The organism is Brachybacterium squillarum M-6-3, from assembly GCF_000225825.1.
In the GTDB taxonomy this organism is placed as follows: Bacteria; Actinomycetota; Actinomycetes; order Actinomycetales; family Dermabacteraceae; genus Brachybacterium; species Brachybacterium squillarum.
Window position 1 is genome coordinate 279478 of the sequence record NZ_AGBX01000001.1, and the last position, 19425, is coordinate 298902.

A 19425-nucleotide genomic window follows, 5' to 3' on the forward strand; every position below is an offset into this window, starting at 1 on the left:
CGACCCAAACGATATAGCAGAACACACCGCGATCAGACGTGAGCCCTCAAGTCGTGGGGACGATCTGCGGTCGAAAGAACGAGGGGAACATGAGAGCCATTGTGTTAGCCGTCCACCAGCTGGGCTCGGGCGGTGTCACCAACGCCGTCCTGGACCAAGCGCAGATGTTCACAGGGGCGGGCTACGAAACCTGGATCGCCACCCTGGACGATTCGCCAGCGATGACCGAGCACGCAGAGCAGCTGCGTCGACGTGGACGACTCCCCGCCGGTGTGAAGTTGGCAAACCCTCACCTCGAGGCTCGCGGTACTCCTGCGGACGAAACTCCAGCAGGAACCCGTCGATCCGGGCCCGAGGACTCTGAACAACTGCTGGCTGAGACCGGAGACGACCGCCACGGACGGTACCGTCGTTTGTTCACGCCTGGCGGCGAGTACCGGTCGTTTGAGAGATTGCGAAGCGACGGCAGCATCAAACATGTGAATCACTTCGAGAACCGCGTTCTGGTCCGACGTGACCACATCCATAACGATGCGGTACATAAGAGCACGTATTTCACTGTCGATGGTCGCGAAAATCGGGAAGCCTTTTTTGCGCCGAGCGGATTTTGCTACGTCCAACGATGGATCGATCCGGCCAGCGGTAAGGGAGCCGGCGTCTACGCTTCGGAGCGAGGCAGCGGTACCGTCACCCGATTCCCCGGCATGCCCGATTGGCACGTGGCATGGCTCCAAACCTTCGTCGACCGTTTCGAAACGCCTCCGATCGTGATCTCGCAGACGGCGTCCGTCATCCCGAAGATGATTCGGCTGCGCCGAGCAAGCGCGGTGCGCATCGCCATGATGCACAACAGCCAGGTAGCGACTCCGTTCTCCATCGACAGCCCATTGCGTTCGGACTACAACGGAACGTTCTCCCAGCTTGAAGAGCTCGACGCCTTCGCCATCCTCAGCGAGGCGCAGCGTGTGGACATGGCCCGTCGCCTCGGCTCCCCGGAGGTCTTCACCGTCGTGCCCAACGCACTGCACCAGACGTCGGAGGTGCCGGTCCGAAGAGATCCGAATCTTGTGTCCATCGTGTCCAGACTCGCACCCCAGAAGGCAATACACGAAGCGATTCACGCGTTTGCGCGCGTGCACCGCAAACTCCCCCACGCGCGGCTTGAGATCTACGGGGACGGAGCGGTCAAGGGCGATCTGCAGGAGACCATCGAGACGCTTGGACTGAGCGGCATCGTTCGCCTGATGGGGCGGACGGATTCACCGAGGGAGGTCATGGCGCGAAGCGTCTGCACGCTCTCGACCTCCGAATGGGAAGCGCTGCCGCTCTCCATCGCTGAGTCCTTGGTAGTGCGGACGCCGGTTGTCGCATACGACTGCCTGTATGGGCCTTCGACGCTCATTCTCGATGGTAGGACGGGCTACCTCGTCCCTCGCCATGGTCGAGAGGAACTAGCCCGCGCAGTGATCTCGCTCTTGAAAAACCCCCGCTTGGCCGCGGCGATGGGCGACGCTGGCCGCGAGGACATCACGTCGCGGCTGAGCTTCCCCGCTGTGTTGGGCGCATGGCGCGCCACCTTCGAGCACGCAGAGCGTCGGGCAGGTCTCTCCTGAGAGCAGGTGTCACAGACCGCCCTCAGGCCTGAGGGTCCTCGGCGTCGTCGACATCGGGATCCTCGAGCTCGCACGGGTCCTCGCCCGCGGCGGCGACCGCGTGGGCTCGCAAATCCTCCGCGGTGATCGCGAGTTCCTCGCGTGCCACCGCCACGAAGCGCTGCGCGTAGTTCTCCCGGGGGATGTCGCCCAGGTAGTAGGTGGCCAGCTCCTCGCGGCGGGCACGCATGGTGTCGGTCGCCAGCAGCTCGTCGAGCAGCGCCTCGAGGTTGTCCAGGCTTCCGTCCAGCACGTAGGCGGCGCGGGAGGTGGGGAACTGGGCCACGAACTCCTCTGCGTCCATGGTGGTCGCGACCATCGCGAAGGGCTTGCGGGAGTGGAGGTAGTCGCCGACGACGCTGGAGACGTCGGAGATCATCGCGTCGCTGGCGTTGAAGCACTCGAAGATCGAGAGGTCCTTCTCGGCGACCCGACCCCAGAGGTGCTCGCGACCCGTCGCCGCGGCGTCTTCCTCGAGCATCCGCTTGATCTCGGTGCAGGCGGCACGCAGCTCGGGGTCGCGGTAGCTGTAGGGGTGGGGGCGGAACACGACGGTGGCGCCGCGCTCGAGCAGCGCCCGCACCATCTGCGGTCCCACCAGCAGCGAGGAGTAGTCGGTCTCCTTCTGGTAGCCGCGCCAGGTGGGGGCATACAGCACCGTCTTCTGCTCCAGCGATCCGATCGGGCCGCGGGCGGGCTCGACGTCCTCCACCTGCGGACGGCCGACGATGCGGAAGATCTCGGGCGGCATGTCGATGCCCCACAGCCCGAAGCGGTCGATCGCGGCCTGGCCGGCCACGAAGTCGCGGTCGAACATCCGCATCACGGGGTTCACGCTGGCGGCCTTGTCGGACTCGCCGTGCAGCAGCTGGATGTGGGTGAGCTGCGAGTAGCGGATCATGTGGTTGTTGCGGACGCCGTTGTTCACGTAGAACACGGCCTTCAGCGAGGGGACCACCACCGGGTCGAGATCCTTCAGGGAGCGGCGCAGCAGGACCGGTCGATCGGTGATCGCGGCGACCTCGCGCAGGTTGGTGGCGGTGCGCACGATGACGGCGAACGGCACCCCGATGCGCTCCAGGTACGGCAGCCACATCTTCACCTGGAACTGCGAGCGCGCCTCGGCGTGCCAGTACAGGTAGAAGACGGGGCCGATCTGCTCGAGCACCTCGCCGATCTCCGCCTGGAAGCGCCGCCGGGCCCGGATCCGGGCGACGACGTCGGCCAGGGCGAAGGCCCCGAAGACGAGGGCGCCGGCCGTGACCGCGAGCGGCACCAGCTGGAACCAGGGCGGCAGCAGCGGGGCGATCACGAACAGCGCCAGGCCGATCAGGCTGGCGGGGAACAGATAGCCGTAGCGGAAGGCCGCCTTGTTACGGGTGGCGCGATCGGGCAGGTGGAAGGCGTACGGGGCCGCGATCCCGTGCAGGGTGCGCAGCAGGCGCTCCAGCTCGATCCCGGCCGCGGCGAGCACGGCACGGCATGCCGCGGGACATGGTCGACGAGAAGTACGGCGAGATCGTGGACTTCGCGGAGACCAAGGACTTCATGGAGACCCCCTTCCGCCACTACTCCTCCGGCATGAAGGTGCGCCTGGCCTTCGCCGTGATCTCCCAGCTCGAGGAGCCCATCCTGCTGGTGGACGAGGTGCTCGCCGTCGGCGACAAAGCCTTCAAGGAGAAGTGCTACCAGCGCATCGAGTCCCAGCTCGCCGAGGGGCGCACCATGTTCCTGGTCTCCCACAACAACGGCGACCTCAAGCGGTTCTGCAACCGCGGCCTGTACCTGCGCGAGGGCGCACTCCGCGCCGACGGGGACCTCAAGGAAGTCCTGGACCAGTACGGCCGGGAGGGCTGAGGGACCGCCGCTGCCCGAGGGTAGGCTCGACGCAGGATCGACCGCACCGGCTGTGACGCCATCTGCACGTGTCCACGCCACCGAATCTTGGAGATCATCGTGACCGCTGCATACATCATCGTCTACGCCTTCGGCACCGGCGGGCGGACCGTCGCCATTCTCGATCAGTGCAGGATGTTCCTCCGGCTGGGGATCTCCCCCACGATCGTGACCTTCAACTTCGACGCGAACTTCTCCCAGAGGATCCAGAGCCGCCGCGATAACGGGGATATCCCCGATGGCACCCGCGTCATCAACATCTACGAGGAACTCCGCAGTGAGGCGGCCCCCGCCGACGAACCGACGTCGCTGACAGAGCCCGCGGAGACCTGCATGACGGCCTCCCACCTCGACGGCTCGACGACTGTCACCTCGCACTTCGACCGCGCCGGTCGACTTCTTGAATCCCGCCACCTGCGGCAGGACGGCACCGCGCTCAGGACGATCGGCTACGCCGACGAAATTCCCGTGCGCCGTCTCGAGTTCGACGCGACAGGCTCACCGTTGCGAGAGCTGACCCTCACAGCTGCTGGTGCCGTCGCCTCTGAGAGGTACCTGGCCGCGGACGGGTTCTGCTACGTGACCCGCAAGCTGAATCCCGACACCGGTAAGCAGGAAGGCATCTTCGTCCACGATCGGAACGGTGCGCCGTCGACGCGATATGCCCACAACACGCCGTGGCACACGTCTTGGCTGGACACCATTCTTTCCCGCGAGCCCCGCACCCTGATGGCCATCGCGGAGTCGCCGAGCGCGATGACCAAGCTGCTGGACACCTCCGCGAACAGCGCGACCAAGATGTACTTCGTCCACGACAATCACTTCAAGAGCCCGTACACGCTGGGCTCGCCCCTTCGCGACGACTACAGCGGCCCGTTCCGCCGGTCCCAGGACATGGACACGATCATCTGCCCCACCGCGGCGCAGGCGGACGATCTGCGCGCCACGCTCCCAGATGCGCCGCGGATCTCCTCCGTTCCGAACGTCATCCGAGACAAGCGGTCCCCTAAGCCTGCCTCCAGCGTCCCCGGGAGGATCGGGGTCTTCTGTCGCTTGGCCGCGGAACAGAAGCGGGTCGACCTCCTCCTTCGCATCTTCTCGACCGTTCTCGAGCGTCGACCGGATGCCCGCCTGGAGATCTTCGGCGACGGTCCGGACCGAGGAAGGCTGGAGAAGATCGCCAAGGATCTGAGCCTCACGGGGTCCGTGACCTTCCACGGGCGCATCGACGGTGTCGGAGACGCGATGGCCTCGTGCGCCGTCACCGCGACCACGGCGAGCAGCGAAGCATTCGGGCTCTCGATCGGGGAATCACTCGCCGCGGGCACGCCCGTGATCTCCTTCGCCATCAACTACGGGCCGCGAGACCTTATCCGAGACGGGGTCGACGGTCGACTGATCGACGAAGCCGACGAGTCGGCCTACGCCGAAGCGCTCATCGCCCTGCTCGACGTGCAGGAGCAGACCGCCGCGATGGGTGAGCGAGGCGCGCAGCGCATGGCGGAGGAGTTCTCGCTCGAGGCCGTGACCGAGGAGTGGGGTGCACTCATCCAGGACGTGACCGGATGGGACCTGAACCGCGCGGACGGCCGCCCTGACGTAACGACCGGAGGCACGGCCAGCACGACGGGCCGCCTCCGCCGATGGCTTCGGGGCGGGACGACGACCGACTGATCCTGGACCAGGCGCCGGAGGAATCAACGCTCCCACCGGCGGGCCTGAGCGGCTGGGGCCGCTCAGGCCCGGGCGTCCTCCCCCGGCTCCTCGACCTCGCCGTTCTCCTCGTCCTCGCCGTCCGCGTCCTCGTCGGACTCGGACTGCTCTTCCTCGAGGGCCGGCGCATACATCACCAGGTCCTCCTCGGTGACGCCCAGCTCACCGCGCGCGACGTCCACGAAGCGCTGCGCGTAGTTCTCCCGGGGGATGTCGCCCAGGTAGTAGGTGGCCAGCTCCTCGCGGCGGGCACGCATGGTGTCGGTCGCCAGCAGCTCGTCGAGCAGCGCCTCGAGGTTGTCCAGGCTTCCGTCCAGCACGTAGGCGGCGCGGGAGGTGGGGAACTGGGCCACGAACTCCTCTGCGTCCATGGTGGTCGCGACCATCGCGAAGGGCTTGCGGGAGTGGAGGTAGTCGCCGACGACGCTGGAGACGTCGGAGATCATCGCGTCGCTGGCGTTGAAGCACTCGAAGATCGAGAGGTCCTTCTCGGCGACCCGACCCCAGAGGTGCTCGCGACCCGTCGCCGCGGCGTCTTCCTCGAGCATCCGCTTGATCTCGGTGCAGGCGGCACGCAGCTCGGGGTCGCGGTAGCTGTAGGGGTGGGGGCGGAACACGACGGTGGCGCCGCGCTCGAGCAGCGCCCGCACCATCTGCGGTCCCACCAGCAGCGAGGAGTAGTCGGTCTCCTTCTGGTAGCCGCGCCAGGTGGGGGCATACAGCACCGTCTTCTGCTCCAGCGATCCGATCGGGCCGCGGGCGGGCTCGACGTCCTCCACCTGCGGACGGCCGACGATGCGGAAGATCTCGGGCGGCATGTCGATGCCCCACAGCCCGAAGCGGTCGATCGCGGCCTGGCCGGCCACGAAGTCGCGGTCGAACATCCGCATCACGGGGTTCACGCTGGCGGCCTTGTCGGACTCGCCGTGCAGCAGCTGGATGTGGGTGAGCTGCGAGTAGCGGATCATGTGGTTGTTGCGGACGCCGTTGTTCACGTAGAACACGGCCTTCAGCGAGGGGACCACCACCGGGTCGAGATCCTTCAGGGAGCGGCGCAGCAGGACCGGTCGATCGGTGATCGCGGCGACCTCGCGCAGGTTGGTGGCGGTGCGCACGATGACGGCGAACGGCACCCCGATGCGCTCCAGGTACGGCAGCCACATCTTCACCTGGAACTGCGAGCGCGCCTCGGCGTGCCAGTACAGGTAGAAGACGGGGCCGATCTGCTCGAGCACCTCGCCGATCTCCGCCTGGAAGCGCCGCCGGGCCCGGATCCGGGCGACGACGTCGGCCAGGGCGAAGGCCCCGAAGACGAGGGCGCCGGCCGTGACCGCGAGCGGCACCAGCTGGAACCAGGGCGGCAGCAGCGGGGCGATCACGAACAGCGCCAGGCCGATCAGGCTGGCGGGGAACAGATAGCCGTAGCGGAAGGCCGCCTTGTTACGGGTGGCGCGATCGGGCAGGTGGAAGGCGTACGGGGCCGCGATCCCGTGCAGGGTGCGCAGCAGGCGCTCCAGCTCGATCCCGGCCGCGGCGAGCACCGCGATGACGACGGAGAGCGCGGTGAGCTCCTCGGCCGCGACCAAATGCACCACGCCCGCGGCGAGCACGAGGTAGCGCGCCGTGAAGTACCGGGTGATGCCGCCGACGCCGCGGGGCCGACGCAGCAGGGTCTTGCGCTGGCGGTAGGTGATCAGCGCCAGGGGCAGCAGGAGCAGGACGAGGGAGATCCATGTCTGGGGGGCCAGCGCGGCCCCCAGCACCGCGGCGATCCCCAGCAGGTTCGCGACGATCGACCAGAAGTTCACGATCCGCAGGGCACGCTGGACCTTCTTGCTGCGCTTGCTCATTCCACCGGGTCTTCACATCGAGGGACTCGTCGGGAGATGTCCGAGACGGGCGGTCCCGCGACAGGAACTGCGCGGCGTGCCGACCGACCTCGGCGCGGCGGAGCGGGACGAGGAGGCCGCTCGGCTCGTCGGCATTCTGTCACGCCGGGGACGAGCAACGACCACCCGAGGTCGGGACGTGACCCCACCGGCACCATGCACCGTCACGTCAGGTCCTGGGCGCTCGGTCTCGACCCACTGCCGCGGACCACGGATTCGCGCCGTGCACCCCGGGGACCGCACGACGCGCCACTGCATCGGATCACCCCAGTTCACCCCGCGTTCATGCAGTAGGGTCGTCTCACCCCCCAGCGACGGCCCCGACGGGTTCGACAGCGGCGTCGACCAGCACGGACGCCGCTCCTGAGCCCCGGCACCGGGCCCTGGACGGCATGAAGGGAAGAGAATGTACTCACTGATCCTGCTGAACGGCGGGGTGGGCGCGCGAATCGGCGCCGACCAGCCGAAGCAGCTGCTCAAACTGCGAGGGATCCCGATCCTGGTCTACTCGCTGATCACCGCGAACCGGGTCAAGGACATCACGCAGATCGTGGTGAACTACCCGCCCGAGTGGCGCGAGGCGATCGAGGAGCTGCTGGAGGCCTACGCGATCACCACCCCGGTGGTGCTGGTCGAGGCCGGCGACTCCCGCCACAGTTCCGTGGCCGCGATGCTGCCGCACGCCACCAACGAGAACGTCATCATCCACGAGGCGGCGCGTCCGCTGGCGTCCAAGGCCGACTTCGAGGCCCTGATCGCCGACGAGCACGCCAACGTCTCGCTGATGACGCCGATCTCCTTCACCGTGGCGCCGGTCGACCCAGAGACCCATGAGGTCACCGGCTCGCTGGACCGGAACCGTCTGCGCAACGTGCAGCTGCCGCAGAAGTTCGCCAAGGCGGACCTGCAGCAGGCCCACGACAAGGCCGCCCACGACCACACGGTGTACACCGAGGACGCGACGCTGGTCGCGGACGCCGGCCACCCCGTGTACTTCATCGAGGGCTCGGACGTGAACTTCAAGGTGACCACGCCCACCGATCTGCGCATGGCAGGGTTCCTCCTGCGCCCGGAGGAGGAAGACGATGACTAAGACCGCCCTGGTCACCGGTGCATCCCGCGGCATCGGCCTGGAGACCGTCCGCCGGTTCATCCACAACAGCGAGGACATCACCACCGTGGTGATGTTCGCCCGCGCCTCGGAGGACTTCGACGCCGCCGTGGCCACCCTGCAGGAGGAGGCCCCCGTCGGGCGCCGCATCATCGCGCGCAACGTCGACGTGGGCGACCGCGGGGACCTGAAGAAGGCCGTCAAGGCGGCCTACGACGAGGTCGGCAACATCGACATCCTGGTCAACAACGCGGGCTACACCAACCCGGTGCCGCTGCAGCAGGTGAAGATGTCCGACTTCGAGAAGACGATGAACGTGAACGTCTACGCGCCGTTCCTCATCGTCAAGACGCTGCTGAACCGCGGCAACGAGTTCTCCCTGATCGTGAACATCGCCTCGACGGCCGGCATCAACGGCCGCTCGGGCTGGCTCTCCTACTCGGCCTCCAAGGCTGCCGTGATCAACATGAGCCAGGTGATGCGCGAGGAGCTCGCCATCTACGGCACCCGTGTCGTCTGCCTCTCCCCCGGCCGGACCGCGACCGCCCTGCGGCGCACCCTGGCCCCCGAGGAGGACCCCTCGACGATCATGCAGCCCGAGCACGTCGCCAAGGTCATCGAGACCTTCGCGTCCCCGATCGGGCGCTTCATCGATTCCGAGAATGTCGTCGTGCGCCAGTGAGCGCCGCCCGCCACGGCGGGAGCATCGACGCACGGGGCGCGTGACCGGGCCGGGAGGTCCGCGCACGCGCCCCGTCCGCATGTGCGGGGACGGTCCCTGCCTACTGCGCGGGCACGTCCTCGAGGAAGAAGTAGGAGGGCACCCGGGCGGCGTAGGGCACCTGGCCGCCCTCCTGCGGCTCGTGCCAGGTGACGATCTCCGTGGAGCCCTCGCGGGCCTGGGCGTACTGGGTGGCGAGGAACATCAGGCCGATGACGCTGGCCAGACCCTGGCTGGCGGGCTGGGCGCGCAGCACCTCGCCGATGGAGGCCTGCCCGGCGCGGGCGCGCACGGCGTTGACGTCGCCGGTGAGGCCGACGAGGTCGATGTCGTTGGTGCGCACGAGGTCGGTGAGCACCTCGACGCTGAGCGCGGTGGCGTCGTGCACCTCGGCCTCGACGGGGGCGCCGGGGTCGGTGGGGTCCTTCAGCCGGTGCTGGGAGACGGAGCCGAGCTGGACGCGGGAGAGGTCGAGCTCGAGGGGGAAGGGCGCCCGGGTGGGCACCTCGTCCTTCTGCGCCAGGGCCAGGCCCTGCGCCTCCTGCAGCGCCTCCATCAGCACCCGGTGCTGGCGGAAGTCCTGCGAGCGCACGAAGCGGGCCAGCGAGCGGTACAGCTCGGTCTTGACGTCCAGCACCTCCTGCGCGGGTTCGTAGAGGTCGCTGAACACGTTGGCCAGGTGCTCGCGCTCGGCGCGGCTGAGGGTGCGGGCGAAGTCGCGCTCCAGCAGCCGGTCCACGACGTCCTGGGCGGTGCCGGTCTGGACGGGGTCGTTGAGCATCCGGAAAAAGGCGGTGAAGGTGCGGCCGACGGTGGACTGGCCGAGCAGGTCGTCCCCGGCCAGGAGCTGCTCGAGGATCTCGCCGCGAGAGGACTCCGGGGAAAGGATCTGCTCGCGCAGGTGCAGGTCGACGGCGCGGAGGTCCTCGCGGTACTGCAGGAAGTCGCCGGAGAGCTCGCCGGCGATCTGCAGGATGTCGCGCAGCCGGTCGACGGAGGCCTCCGGGCTGGGCAGCATCAGCTCCCCCTCGGAGAGCTCGCGGATCTCCGCCTCGATGCGCTCGCGGCGGCGCTGCAGGTCGGCCAGGCGCACGTCACGGTCGGTCTCGGTCTCGTGGGCGAGGCGCTCGAACTGCTGCAGCACCAGGGTGAGGCGGGACTCGGTGGTGGTGGGCCGGTGCTCCTCGAGGGAGGCGATGAACTGGATCGCGTCGATCGTGGCGGGGGAGGGCTCGAAGGTGGTCTCGGTGTGCGAGGGGTCGTCGCGGCGAGTCAGGTAGCCCTCGCGCACCCAGGCGTCGGCGTACTCGGCGGCGCTGCGGCCGCGGGGCGGCCCGTCCTCGCCCGACTCCGCGGGCGACTCCGCGTCGCCGACGTCGGCGGCCCGGTCCTCGTCGCGCAGCAGGTCCAGGTGCGCGGCGACGCGGGCGACGAACTCGCTGCGGGGCAGGCGGCGGTCCCCGGCGGGGAAGGTGGCCTGGAGGATGGAGAGCACGGCGGGGGCCTTGGTGGCGGCCAGCAGGCGCCAGGTGCTGGCGCGGCGCAGCTGCTCGTAGGCCTCCTTGCGCGCCACGACGGCGTCGGCGCGGCGGTCGGTCCACCGGTCTGGGGCTGGGGAGGTCACGAGCGGGGAGTCTACCGGGGGTGCCGGGCCGGGGCCCGCGGGGGCGGGCCCCGGCCAACGCGCCGCCGGGACCGTCGCCGGTGGGGCGGCGGGACCGCTACCGCCACGCAGGAGAGGCGGCTAGGCTGGCCCGTGAACGTTCACGCGAACTCATCGAGGAGATCCGATGACACCCTCCCCCGCCGCTCCCGCACCCTCCGCCGGCCCCGCCGACCGCTGGTGGGAGGCCCTGCCCGGCGGCCGGGGCCGCCTGCCCGGCCGCGCCCACCTGCGCTCGGACGCCCCGGCGCTGAGCCTCGACGGCACCTGGGGCTTCCGCCACGGCTCGCGCGCCGACGGCTCGGACCTCGGCGAGGCCACCACCATCGAGGTGCCCGGCCTGTGGCAGCTGCAGGGCGTCGGCGCCCCGCAGTACACGAACGTCGTCTACCCGATCCCGCTGGACGTGCCGCACGTCCCGGACGAGAACCCGACCGGCCACTACTCCCGGACGGTGACCGTGCCCGAGGACTGGGCGGCACGGCGCGCGGAGGGGGCACGGCTGCTGCTGCGCTTCCAGGGTGTCGACTCGGCCGCGCGGGTCACGATCGACGGCGCCGAGGTCGGGGTGACCTCCGGCAGCCGCCTCACCCAGGAGTTCGACGTCACCGACGCCCTCGCCGCCCCCGGGGAGCACCTGCTGGAGGTGCGGGTGGTGCAGTGGTCGGTGAACACCTACGTCGAGGACCAGGACATGTGGTGGATATCCGGGATCTTCCGCAGCGTGGACCTGCTGCTGCGCCCGGCCGGCGGGATCCACGACCTGGTCACCGACGCCGACTACGACCCCGCGACCGGCCGCGGCACCCTGGCCGTCCGCGCCGAGGACGCGGACGGCGACGGCTTGCCGGTGCGCGTGCGCGTCCCGGACCTCGGGATCGACACGGAGCTCCCGGCGGACGGCGGCACGCTCGAGATCGGAGCCGTGGATCCCTGGTCGGCGGAGGTCCCCACCCTGTACGAGGCCGCCGTCTCCACCCCCGCCGAGACCGTCACGCTGCGGCTCGGCTTCCGCCGCGTCGAGATCGACGGGGACGTCTTCCGCGTCAACGGCGAGCGCATCGTCTTCCGGGGCGTGAACCGGCACGAGGCCGATGCGGAGGTGGGCCGCACCCAGCACCTCGGCAACCAGGACCTCGACGTCGCCCTGATGAAGCGCCACAACCTGAACGCCGTGCGCACCTCCCACTACCCGCCCCACCAGCGCTTCCTCGAGGTCTGCGACGAGGTCGGCCTGTACGTGGTCTGCGAGGGCGACTTCGAGGCGCACGGCTTCCACGCCGACGAGACCTGGGGCGAGGACCCGACGAACGCCGCCGACCGTCCCGCGGCCGACGAGCGCTTCCGGGAGCTGCTGGTCGAGCGCTCCGAGCGCTTCGTGCGCCGGGACCGCAACCACGCCTCGATCGTGCTGTGGTCCATCGGCAACGAGGCCTCCACGGGCCCGGTGACCTCCGCGATGGTGCAGGCGGTGCGGGAGAACGATCCCACCCGCCCGGTGATCTACGAGCAGGACTACCGCGCCGAGGACGTCGACGTGTTCTCCCTGATGTACCCGAGCGTCGAGGAGACCCGGCAGATCGGCGCGAAGGAGCTCAGCGCCGAGTACCGCGAGAAGCTGGTGGGGATGCTGCGGCACCTCGGCCTGGACGTCGGCGAGGACGGCTTCGGCTCGCCGGGCGCCGAGGTGCCGGCCCTGTCCAAGCCCTTCCTGTGGATCGAGTACGCCCACGCGATGGGCAACGGCGCCGGGTCCCTGAAGGAGTACATGGCCCTCACCGAGGAGCACCGCTCCCTGCACGGCGGCTTCATCTGGGAGTGGATCGACCACGGCCTGGTCACCACCGACGCCGAGGGCAACCGCATCTTCGGCTACGGCGGGGACTTCGGCGAGCGGCTGCACGACGGGAACTTCGTGGCCGACGGGCTGGTGCTGCCGAACCGCACCCCCTCCCCCGCCCTGCTGGACGCGAAGCACCACTACTCCCCCGTCGGCCTGGAGGTCACGGCGGACGCGCTGCGGCTGCGCAACCGCCATGCCTTCCGCGACCTCTCCCATCTGCGGGCCGAGGTCTCCGTGGACGGGCAGCGCAGCTGGGAGCCGCTGGAGCTGCCGGACCTCGCCCCCGGGGAGCGTGCCGAGGTGCCGCTGCCTCCCACCGACGCCCCGGCCCGGGTGGTGCGCCTGGTGACGCGCGAGGCCGAGGGGCCGGTGCCGGCCGGGCACCCGGTGGTCGCCGCCGATCACGTCGACGCGGGGCGCCGGGCGGCCCTGCCCGCGCTCGGCTCCCCTGCCGGTGTCGAGGCGGTCGAGGACGGGACGCGGCTCGGCCCGGTCCGCTTCGATGCGCTCGGCACCCTGGTGGAGCTCGGCGGGCTGGCGGTGAGCTCCTGGGGCGCCGACCTGTACCGCGCCCCGGTGGACAACGAGCGTGCCCGCACCCGTTACCCGCTGGAGCAGCGGTGGAAGCGGATCGGCCTGGACCATCCGCGCCGTCGCCTGGTGGAGCTGCGCGAGCAGGACGGCGGACTGCTGATCCGCACCCGCCTGGGCCTGGACGGCTCCTCGCTCGGCGCCGAGGTCACCGAGCACTGGCGCGCCGACGCCGGCGCCGCGGAGGTGCAGGTGACCATCACCCCCGTCGCGCACTGGCCGGCCGACCTGCCGCTGCCGCGGATCGGCTGGACCCTCGCCCTGCCCGGGGAGCTCGACGAGCTGGAGACCGACGCCGCCGGGCCGCACGAGGCCTACCCGGACACCGGCGGCGGCGCCACGGTCGGCGTGTGGCGCTCCTCGGTCGCGGACTGGCAGGTGCCCTACGTGTTCCCACAGGAGAACGGCAACCGCGCGGCCACCGTGCGCACCTCGCTGCGCGGCGGCGGGCAGGGCCTGGACCTGCTCACCCCGGAGGCCCCCGGGGTGGCGGTGCGCCCCTGGTCGACCGCCGAGCTGGACCGCCGCGCCCACGACGGCGCCCTCCGGGGCGACGGCCTGACCTGGGTGACTATCTCCGCGGCCCTGCAGGGCGTCGGCTCGGCCGCCTGCGGTCCGCCCCCGCTCGACCAGTACGTGCTGACCGCCCGCGAGGAGACCTTCACGATGCGCTTCGTGCCGCACGCGGGCTGAGACGCGCTCCGGCGTGCCCGCTGACACCTGCCCTCGCCCTCCGCCGGGCGTGCCCGATTTTTCGACGATCCGTGCCAGATCCTGGCAGGGATCGTCGAATTCTTCGGAGACGGGGCGCCGCGGCGAGGCGCCGCGGAGCGGTGGGACTTGCGGCGCTGCGGGAGCGCCCGGGGTCAGCGGGGGCTGCCGTAGTAGGCGCCGGTGGTCTCCTCGCGCAGCACCTCGAACTCACCCGCGATGAGGGCGGCGCGGATGCGATCGACCAGGCGCACCACGAAGCGCTCGTTGTGGATGGTGCACAGCGTCGAGGAGAGCATCTCCTTGGCGCGGAACAGGTGGTGGACGTAGGCCGCCGTGTAGTGGGTGCAGGTGTAGCAGTCGCAGGTCTCGTCGATGGGGGCGAACTGGCGGCGGTAGCGGGCGCCCGTGAGGTTCACCCGGCCCGTCGCAGTGTAGACGGCGCTGTTGCGCGCCACCCGGGAGGGGGAGACGCAGTCGAAGGTGTCCGCGCCCGCGGCGACGGCGGTGAACAGGTCGTCCACCTCGCTGATGCCGAGCAGGTGACGGGGTCGGTCCTCGGGCAGCTCCTCGGCGACCCAGCCGACGATCGTGCCCAGGTTCTCCTTCTCCAGGGCGCCGCCGATGCCGAAGCCGTCGAAGCCCCAGCCCTCCACCTCCATCGCCCCGAGGTCGGCGGCGGCTTTCCGGCGCAGGTCCTCGTACTGGGCTCCCTGGATCACGCCCCAGAGCTGCTGATAGGGGCGGTGGGTGCGGTCCGCGCTGAGGCGGGCGTGCTCGGCCAGGCAGCGCTCGGCCCAGAGCCGGGTGCGCTCGAGGGCCTGCTCCTGGTAGCCGCGGGAGTTCATCAGGGTGGTCAGCTCATCGAAGGCGAACATGATGTCCGCGCCGAGGCCGTGCTGGATCTGCATCGAGATCTCGGGGGTGAAGCGGTGCACGTCGCCGTTGATGAAGGAGCGGAAGGTGACCCCGTCGTCGTCCACGTGGGCCAGCCGCTCTTTGCCCTCGGCCACGGCGTCGTCCTCCCCGGAGGAGGTGCGGGCCTTCTCGCCGCCGGAGAACTCGCTGGAGAGCACCTTCTTGAAGCCGGCGCCGAGGCTCATCACCTGGAAGCCGCCGGAGTCGGTGTAGGTGGGGCCGGGCCAGTTCATGAAGGCGCCCAGGCCGCCGGCCTCGTCCACCAGGTCGTGCCCGGGCTGGAGGTAGAGGTGGTAGGCGTTGGCCAGCAGCGCCTGCGCGCCGAGGTCGCCCATCGCCTCGGGCAGCACGGCCTTCACGGTGGCCTTGGTACCGACGGGGATGAAGGCGGGGGTGGCGATCTCGCCGTGCGGGGTGGTGATCACCCCGGCGCGGGCGCGGTCCCCGTGGTGGGCGGTGACGGCGAAACCCGTGCCGGCGCGGCCGGGATGGGCCTCCGGGGCGGGCAGCGGGTCGGCGCTGGGACGGGCGGGGGCGGCGGGATCGGGCGAGGTCACCGGCACATGGTCCCACGGGCCGCCCGGCGGCTCTCGCTCTGCGACGGGTCCCGCGAGGGACAAGGCGTGCACGACAGGATCTTCGCGAGATTCTTCCCCGATCCCTCGGTGACGACCATGACCGTCCCCCTGTCGCGCCGCGCCCCGAGGCGGCCGCCCCCTCCTCCCCGTTCACGCGCCTCGCCGCCCGGCCCCGGCTGGTCGCGTTCCTCGGAGCCGGCCTGGCCGCCGGCTGCGCGCGCCGTCTCGCCACCGTGCGCACCCTGTCCTCGCTGCCGCTGCTGGGGCTCGTCCTGGTGTTGGGGGCGCGCCCCGTCCCGATGGCGATCACCCTGGCCGTCACGCTCGGTCTGGGGGGCCGAGCTCGGGCTGCTCGGCCTGGTCGTCCCGGTCGTCAACGGCGCCTCCACCGCGGACTCCTCCGCCGTCTTCGCCCTGCCGTCGCTGGTGATCGCGTTCCGGATCCTGGCGGGGTCGTTCGGCAGCGACGGCGGCGTGCTCGAGGGCGGCACGGCGGTTCTGCGCACGCTGATCTGGGCGCTCGCCGCCGTCGCGGCAACCCTTGTCCCCGCTCTGTGATCTGTGGCACGGTGAAGTGGTCGGGCTCTCCCTCCCCTGGCCCGGCCGCACCACCGGGAAGGGACGAGACCATGGCCTCCACCACCGCCTCCACCTCCTTCGGACGGGCCGACGCCCCGCCCCGGCCGCGCTCCCGCACCGTCCCCCTCCGCGGCCTCGCCCTGGCCGGGACCCCGGTCGCGCTGCTGATGGCGCTCTCGGCCCCGCTGGGACCGTGGGTGTTCCGGCTGTTCCCGTCCCTCGACGACCCGTGGCGGCTCGTGGGCCTCGCCGCGGTCCTCGCCCTCGGGGCCATCGGGCTCGCCCTCCTGGCCGGTGCGCCGCGCGGCCTCGACCGGAGCGCCCGGGTGATGCTCGGCGGCCCCGCCGTGATGGTGGGCATCTCCCTGGCGGCGCACGGAGCGGTGCTGTTCCTCGCCACGAACCTCCCCTCAGGCCTCGGGACGCAGGGGCAGACCACTCTGCAGTACGAGATCACCCGAGCGACCCTGGAGCAGTCCCGAACCCTTCCCGCCGTGCTCGCCCTGGCCGCCCTGGTCGTCGTCGCCGTGCAGGCACGCTCCTGGCCGCGCGAGGATCCGGCCGCACCGCCGCGCAGCACCTCCCCGGCTCTCGCCGCGGCGCTGGCGGGCGTCGTGCTGCTCGGTGCCCTCGTCGTCGCCCTGATCCCCACCCTGCTGAGCCGTCGCGTGCTGCCCTTCACGGACGCGGTGCGCCTCGACCCGTGGCCCACCGACTACCTGGGCGGCATGACCGGGGGCATCGCCGAGGCCACCGCGGGTCTCGCGCTGCTGCTCGGCATCGCCCTCACCGCTCGCGCCACCCGCTCGGTGCGCGCCGCGACCCTGGTCCTTCTGGGTCTGCTCGGGCTGCACATGCTGGTCGAGACGATCCACCTCTACGCCGAACGGCGCGTCGCCCCCGTCTCCGAGGTCGGGCGCATCCTGCACGACAGTCTGCCCCTCGTCCAGGTCTGGGGCTTCGTGGCCTGCGCTGTCCTGGGCGTCGCGGTGCTGATCGTGTCGTTCCTCGGCGAGCGCCGCTGACCGTCCACCAGGCCTGATCGCCCGGGACCCGCCAGCACCGTGCATGCCGGGCCTTCCGCCCATCCGGCACCCCGGATCGCGCGGGGTCCGCCACACCTCCCCGCTCCCGCCTCACCGCGGCACCGGGCCCGACTATCGTGGTCACCCGGATCGGTGCGGCCCGTCGGGAGCGACGGGGAGAAGATGGGGGCGACGACGTGAGCGCAGCCAGCCCTCCCTCGCCGGACTCGCCGCACGGCCGCCGCGCCCGGTCCGCCGCCCCGGCCGACGCCTCCGCCTGGATCCAGGACGCCCCCGACGAGCCCCCCGCGCAGGTACCCGCGGCGACACGACGAGCCGCGGAGCGGCGGCTCCCTCCTTCGGACCTCGAGGACTGGCTGGAGCCGGGGCAGGACCTCCGCCGCACCTTCCGACCCGAGATCCACGGCCTGCGCGCCGTCGCGATCCTGCTGGTCGCCGCCTACCACATCTGGTTCGGGCGGGTCTCCGGCGGCGTGGACGTCTTCCTGTTCATCTCCGCCTTCCTGCTGACCGGCACCTTCCTGCGGCGCATGGAGGCCGGGCGGCCGGTGGCCGTGGCCCACTACTGGCTGCGGACCTTCAAGCGGCTCCTCCCCCCGGCCGTGGTGGTGATCCTCGGGTCCCTGGCGCTGAGCTGGTGGCTGCTGCCCGCGACGTCCTGGAGCACGGTGCATCGCCATGCCGTCGGCAGCCTGCTGTACATCCAGAACTACGTCCTGGCGGCCGACAGCGTCGACTACTACGCGCACGACGCCGCGGCGGCCTCCCCGCTGCAGCACTTCTGGTCCATGTCCGTCCAGGGCCAGATCTTCCTGCTCTGGCCGGTGCTGTTCGCCCTCGGGGTGCTGTGGCTGCGCCTGCGTCGCGGACGGTCCTCGCCACGACGGGTCATGCTCGTGATCTTCGGGATCGTGGGGGCCGCCTCCTTCGCCTGGTCGATCGTGATCACGGCGGCGGACCAGGGCTTCGCCTACTTCGACACCGGGGCCCGTCTGTGGGAGTTCGCCGCGGGCTCCCTGCTGGCCCTGGCGCTGCCACTCCTGGACCGCCGACGCGAGCGGCGGGGCGCGGGGCGCCGGGGGATCCCCGCGACCCTGCTGGGCTGGGTGGGGCTGCTCGCCCTGATCGCCTGCGGCGCCCTGCTGGACGTGCAGGGACTGTTCCCGGGGTGGATCGCGCTGTGGCCGCTCGCCGCGGCGGGCCTCGTGATCCTGGTCGGGGAGACCGGCCGCGCCTGGGGCGTGGACCGGACGCTGTCGTGGGCGCCGATCAGCTTCCTCGGCTCGATCGCCTACGCCCTGTACCTGGTGCACTGGCCGCTGCTCATCGGCTGGCTGGCGTACTCCGACCGGGAGCGGGCCGGTCTGCTGGACGGGCTGGCAGTGTTCGGCGCGGCCATCCTGCTGGCCTGGCTGCTCACCCGGCTGGTCGACACCCCGGTGCGGCGCTCGCCCCTGCTGGATGCGCGGCCGCGCTGGGCCCTGGCCGTGGTCGCCGCCTCGCTCACGGTGGGACTGGTGGCCGCCCAGGTCGCCTTCCCCGCGCTGACCGCCCGGACCGTCGCCGACCCCGCGGAGGAGCCCACGGCGCAGGCCACGACGGCGGAGCCCAGCCACCCCGGGGCGGCCTGGAGCGGCGACCCCCTGACCGCGGGGCACGGCGCCCCGATCCCGGGCCCCGAGCAGATCATCGAGCCCGAGTCCCGGATGCCCACGGACTGCGGCGGCAGCTTCGCCCCCGAGGACGGGGTGGTCTGCCTGGCCATGCTCCCCGAGGGCGAGGAGCCGGAGGTCACGGTCATGCTCGCCGGCGACTCCCATGCCGCGCAGTACACCGCGGCCGCCATGTCCGTGGCGGAGGAGAAGGGCTGGGCGGTCTACTACGTCGGCTACCCCGCGTGCTCGATCACGACGCCCGCCGACGAGGAGCGCTGCACCACCCTCCACGAGTCATGGGACGCCGCCCTGGACTCCGTTCAGCCGGACGTGGTGGTCACCCTCGGCTCCTACACCTCGACCACCGGGACCGAGGAGACCGTCATGCCCGCGGACTACGGGGTGTTCCCCGGGGCGCGGGAACGGGGCATCCCCGTCCTGCTGCTGCGCGACAACCCCCGCTGGCCGGACGGCGAGTCCCGCTACGACTGCGCCACCGAGGCGATGCGCTCCGGTGGGGACGCCACGGACGCCGACCTCGCCTGCGGCGACGACATCGAGGACAAGTTCGCCGCGGGGAATCCGGTGGAGAGCCTGGCCTCGGACAACCCTGCCTCCCCGGTGCACGTCGCCGATCCCGGGGCGGAGGTGCTGTGCCCGAACGGTCGCTGCTCCCCGGTCATCGGGAACGTCTTCGTGTTCCGCGACAGCGACCACGTCACCTCCGAGTTCTCCGCGACGATGGGGCCGTGGTTCGCCGAGCAGGTGGATGCCACGCTCTCCCTCGCCGAGGGCGCCTGAGCGGACCCGCCCCCGCCCCGCTGGCGTGGGGTTCACCGGCCCGTCACCTGCCTGCCCT

General features: G+C 71.0%; 12 protein-coding genes and 1 pseudogene. 9 read left to right on the forward strand and 4 right to left on the reverse strand.

The features are described 5' to 3' along the window. Window positions 1–89: 89 nt before the first annotated feature. On the forward strand, window positions 90–1613 hold the full coding sequence (locus tag OM98_RS14945; protein ID WP_083837662.1) for a glycosyltransferase: 1524 nt from the start codon (window positions 90–92) through the stop codon (window positions 1611–1613). Between the two features lie 22 nt (window positions 1614–1635). On the opposite strand, the gene OM98_RS01380 is transcribed toward OM98_RS14945, so the two are convergent. Further along, window positions 1636–3126 carry a CDP-glycerol glycerophosphotransferase family protein gene (locus OM98_RS01380; protein WP_010532768.1) on the reverse strand — a complete coding sequence of 497 codons (1491 nt, stop codon included), beginning with the start codon at window positions 3124–3126 and terminating at the stop codon, window positions 1636–1638. A 2-nt stretch (window positions 3127–3128) separates the two neighbouring features. Between OM98_RS01380 and OM98_RS01385 the strand changes: the two are divergent. Next, a pseudogene (locus tag OM98_RS01385) lies at window positions 3129–3509 on the forward strand (ABC transporter ATP-binding protein); the annotation flags it as partial. 99 nt (window positions 3510–3608) lie between these two features. Continuing rightward, window positions 3609–5222 carry a glycosyltransferase gene (locus OM98_RS01390; protein WP_010532770.1) on the forward strand — a complete coding sequence of 538 codons (1614 nt, stop codon included), beginning with the start codon at window positions 3609–3611 and terminating at the stop codon, window positions 5220–5222. 62 nt (window positions 5223–5284) lie between these two features. Here OM98_RS01390 and OM98_RS01395 read toward each other — a convergent pair whose 3' ends face one another. Next, complete coding sequence (locus OM98_RS01395; protein ID WP_010532771.1) at window positions 5285–7111, reverse strand: CDP-glycerol glycerophosphotransferase family protein; 1827 nt, start codon at window positions 7109–7111, stop codon at window positions 5285–5287. 445 nt (window positions 7112–7556) lie between these two features. Here OM98_RS01395 and OM98_RS01400 point away from each other — a divergent pair, with 445 nt between their 5' ends. Next, window positions 7557–8243, forward strand: coding sequence for an IspD/TarI family cytidylyltransferase (locus tag OM98_RS01400; protein ID WP_010532772.1), 687 nt, complete (start codon window positions 7557–7559; stop codon window positions 8241–8243). Further along, window positions 8236–8943, forward strand: a complete 708-nt coding sequence (locus OM98_RS14950) for an SDR family NAD(P)-dependent oxidoreductase (RefSeq protein ID WP_010532773.1) — start codon at window positions 8236–8238, stop codon at window positions 8941–8943. The genes OM98_RS01400 and OM98_RS14950 overlap by 8 nt, the downstream gene beginning before the upstream one ends. A gap of 100 nt (window positions 8944–9043) precedes the next feature. On the opposite strand, the gene OM98_RS01410 is transcribed toward OM98_RS14950, so the two are convergent. Further along, window positions 9044–10606, reverse strand: coding sequence for a DUF3375 domain-containing protein (locus OM98_RS01410; protein WP_029362620.1), 1563 nt, complete (start codon window positions 10604–10606; stop codon window positions 9044–9046). A 166-nt stretch (window positions 10607–10772) separates the two neighbouring features. On the opposite strand from OM98_RS01410, the gene OM98_RS01415 reads away from it, so the two are divergent. Beyond that, window positions 10773–13772, forward strand: coding sequence for a glycoside hydrolase family 2 TIM barrel-domain containing protein (locus OM98_RS01415; protein ID WP_010532775.1), 3000 nt, complete (start codon window positions 10773–10775; stop codon window positions 13770–13772). Between the two features lie 173 nt (window positions 13773–13945). On the opposite strand, the gene tgt is transcribed toward OM98_RS01415, so the two are convergent. Then, window positions 13946–15271 carry a tRNA guanosine(34) transglycosylase Tgt gene (gene tgt / locus OM98_RS01420; RefSeq protein ID WP_010532776.1) on the reverse strand — a complete coding sequence of 442 codons (1326 nt, stop codon included), beginning with the start codon at window positions 15269–15271 and terminating at the stop codon, window positions 13946–13948. A gap of 441 nt (window positions 15272–15712) precedes the next feature. On the opposite strand from tgt, the gene OM98_RS16325 reads away from it, so the two are divergent. From OM98_RS16325 to OM98_RS01435, 3 genes are all read left to right on the forward strand, one after another. Next, window positions 15713–15844, forward strand: coding sequence for a hypothetical protein (locus tag OM98_RS16325; RefSeq protein ID WP_280990795.1), 132 nt, complete (start codon window positions 15713–15715; stop codon window positions 15842–15844). Window positions 15845–15915: 71 nt separating this feature from the next. After that, a complete protein-coding gene (locus OM98_RS01430) occupies window positions 15916–16890 on the forward strand; it encodes a hypothetical protein (RefSeq protein ID WP_010532778.1) in 975 nt (324 codons plus the stop codon). A 197-nt stretch (window positions 16891–17087) separates the two neighbouring features. Next, window positions 17088–19367, forward strand: a complete 2280-nt coding sequence (locus OM98_RS01435) for an acyltransferase family protein (protein ID WP_010532779.1) — start codon at window positions 17088–17090, stop codon at window positions 19365–19367. The last annotated feature ends 58 nt before the right edge of the window (window positions 19368–19425 follow it).

Coding starts and splice junctions, on each gene's coding strand:
- OM98_RS01400 (WP_010532772.1), top strand. CDS start 7,557: ATGTACTCACTGATCCTGCTGAACGGCGGGGTGGGCGCGCGAATCGGC.
- OM98_RS14945 (WP_083837662.1), top strand. CDS start 90: ATGAGAGCCATTGTGTTAGCCGTCCACCAGCTGGGCTCGGGCGGTGTC.
- OM98_RS01415 (WP_010532775.1), top strand. CDS start 10,773: ATGACACCCTCCCCCGCCGCTCCCGCACCCTCCGCCGGCCCCGCCGAC.
- OM98_RS01395 (WP_010532771.1), bottom strand. CDS start 7,111: ATGAGCAAGCGCAGCAAGAAGGTCCAGCGTGCCCTGCGGATCGTGAAC.
- OM98_RS14950 (WP_010532773.1), top strand. CDS start 8,236: ATGACTAAGACCGCCCTGGTCACCGGTGCATCCCGCGGCATCGGCCTG.
- OM98_RS01430 (WP_010532778.1), top strand. CDS start 15,916: ATGGCCTCCACCACCGCCTCCACCTCCTTCGGACGGGCCGACGCCCCG.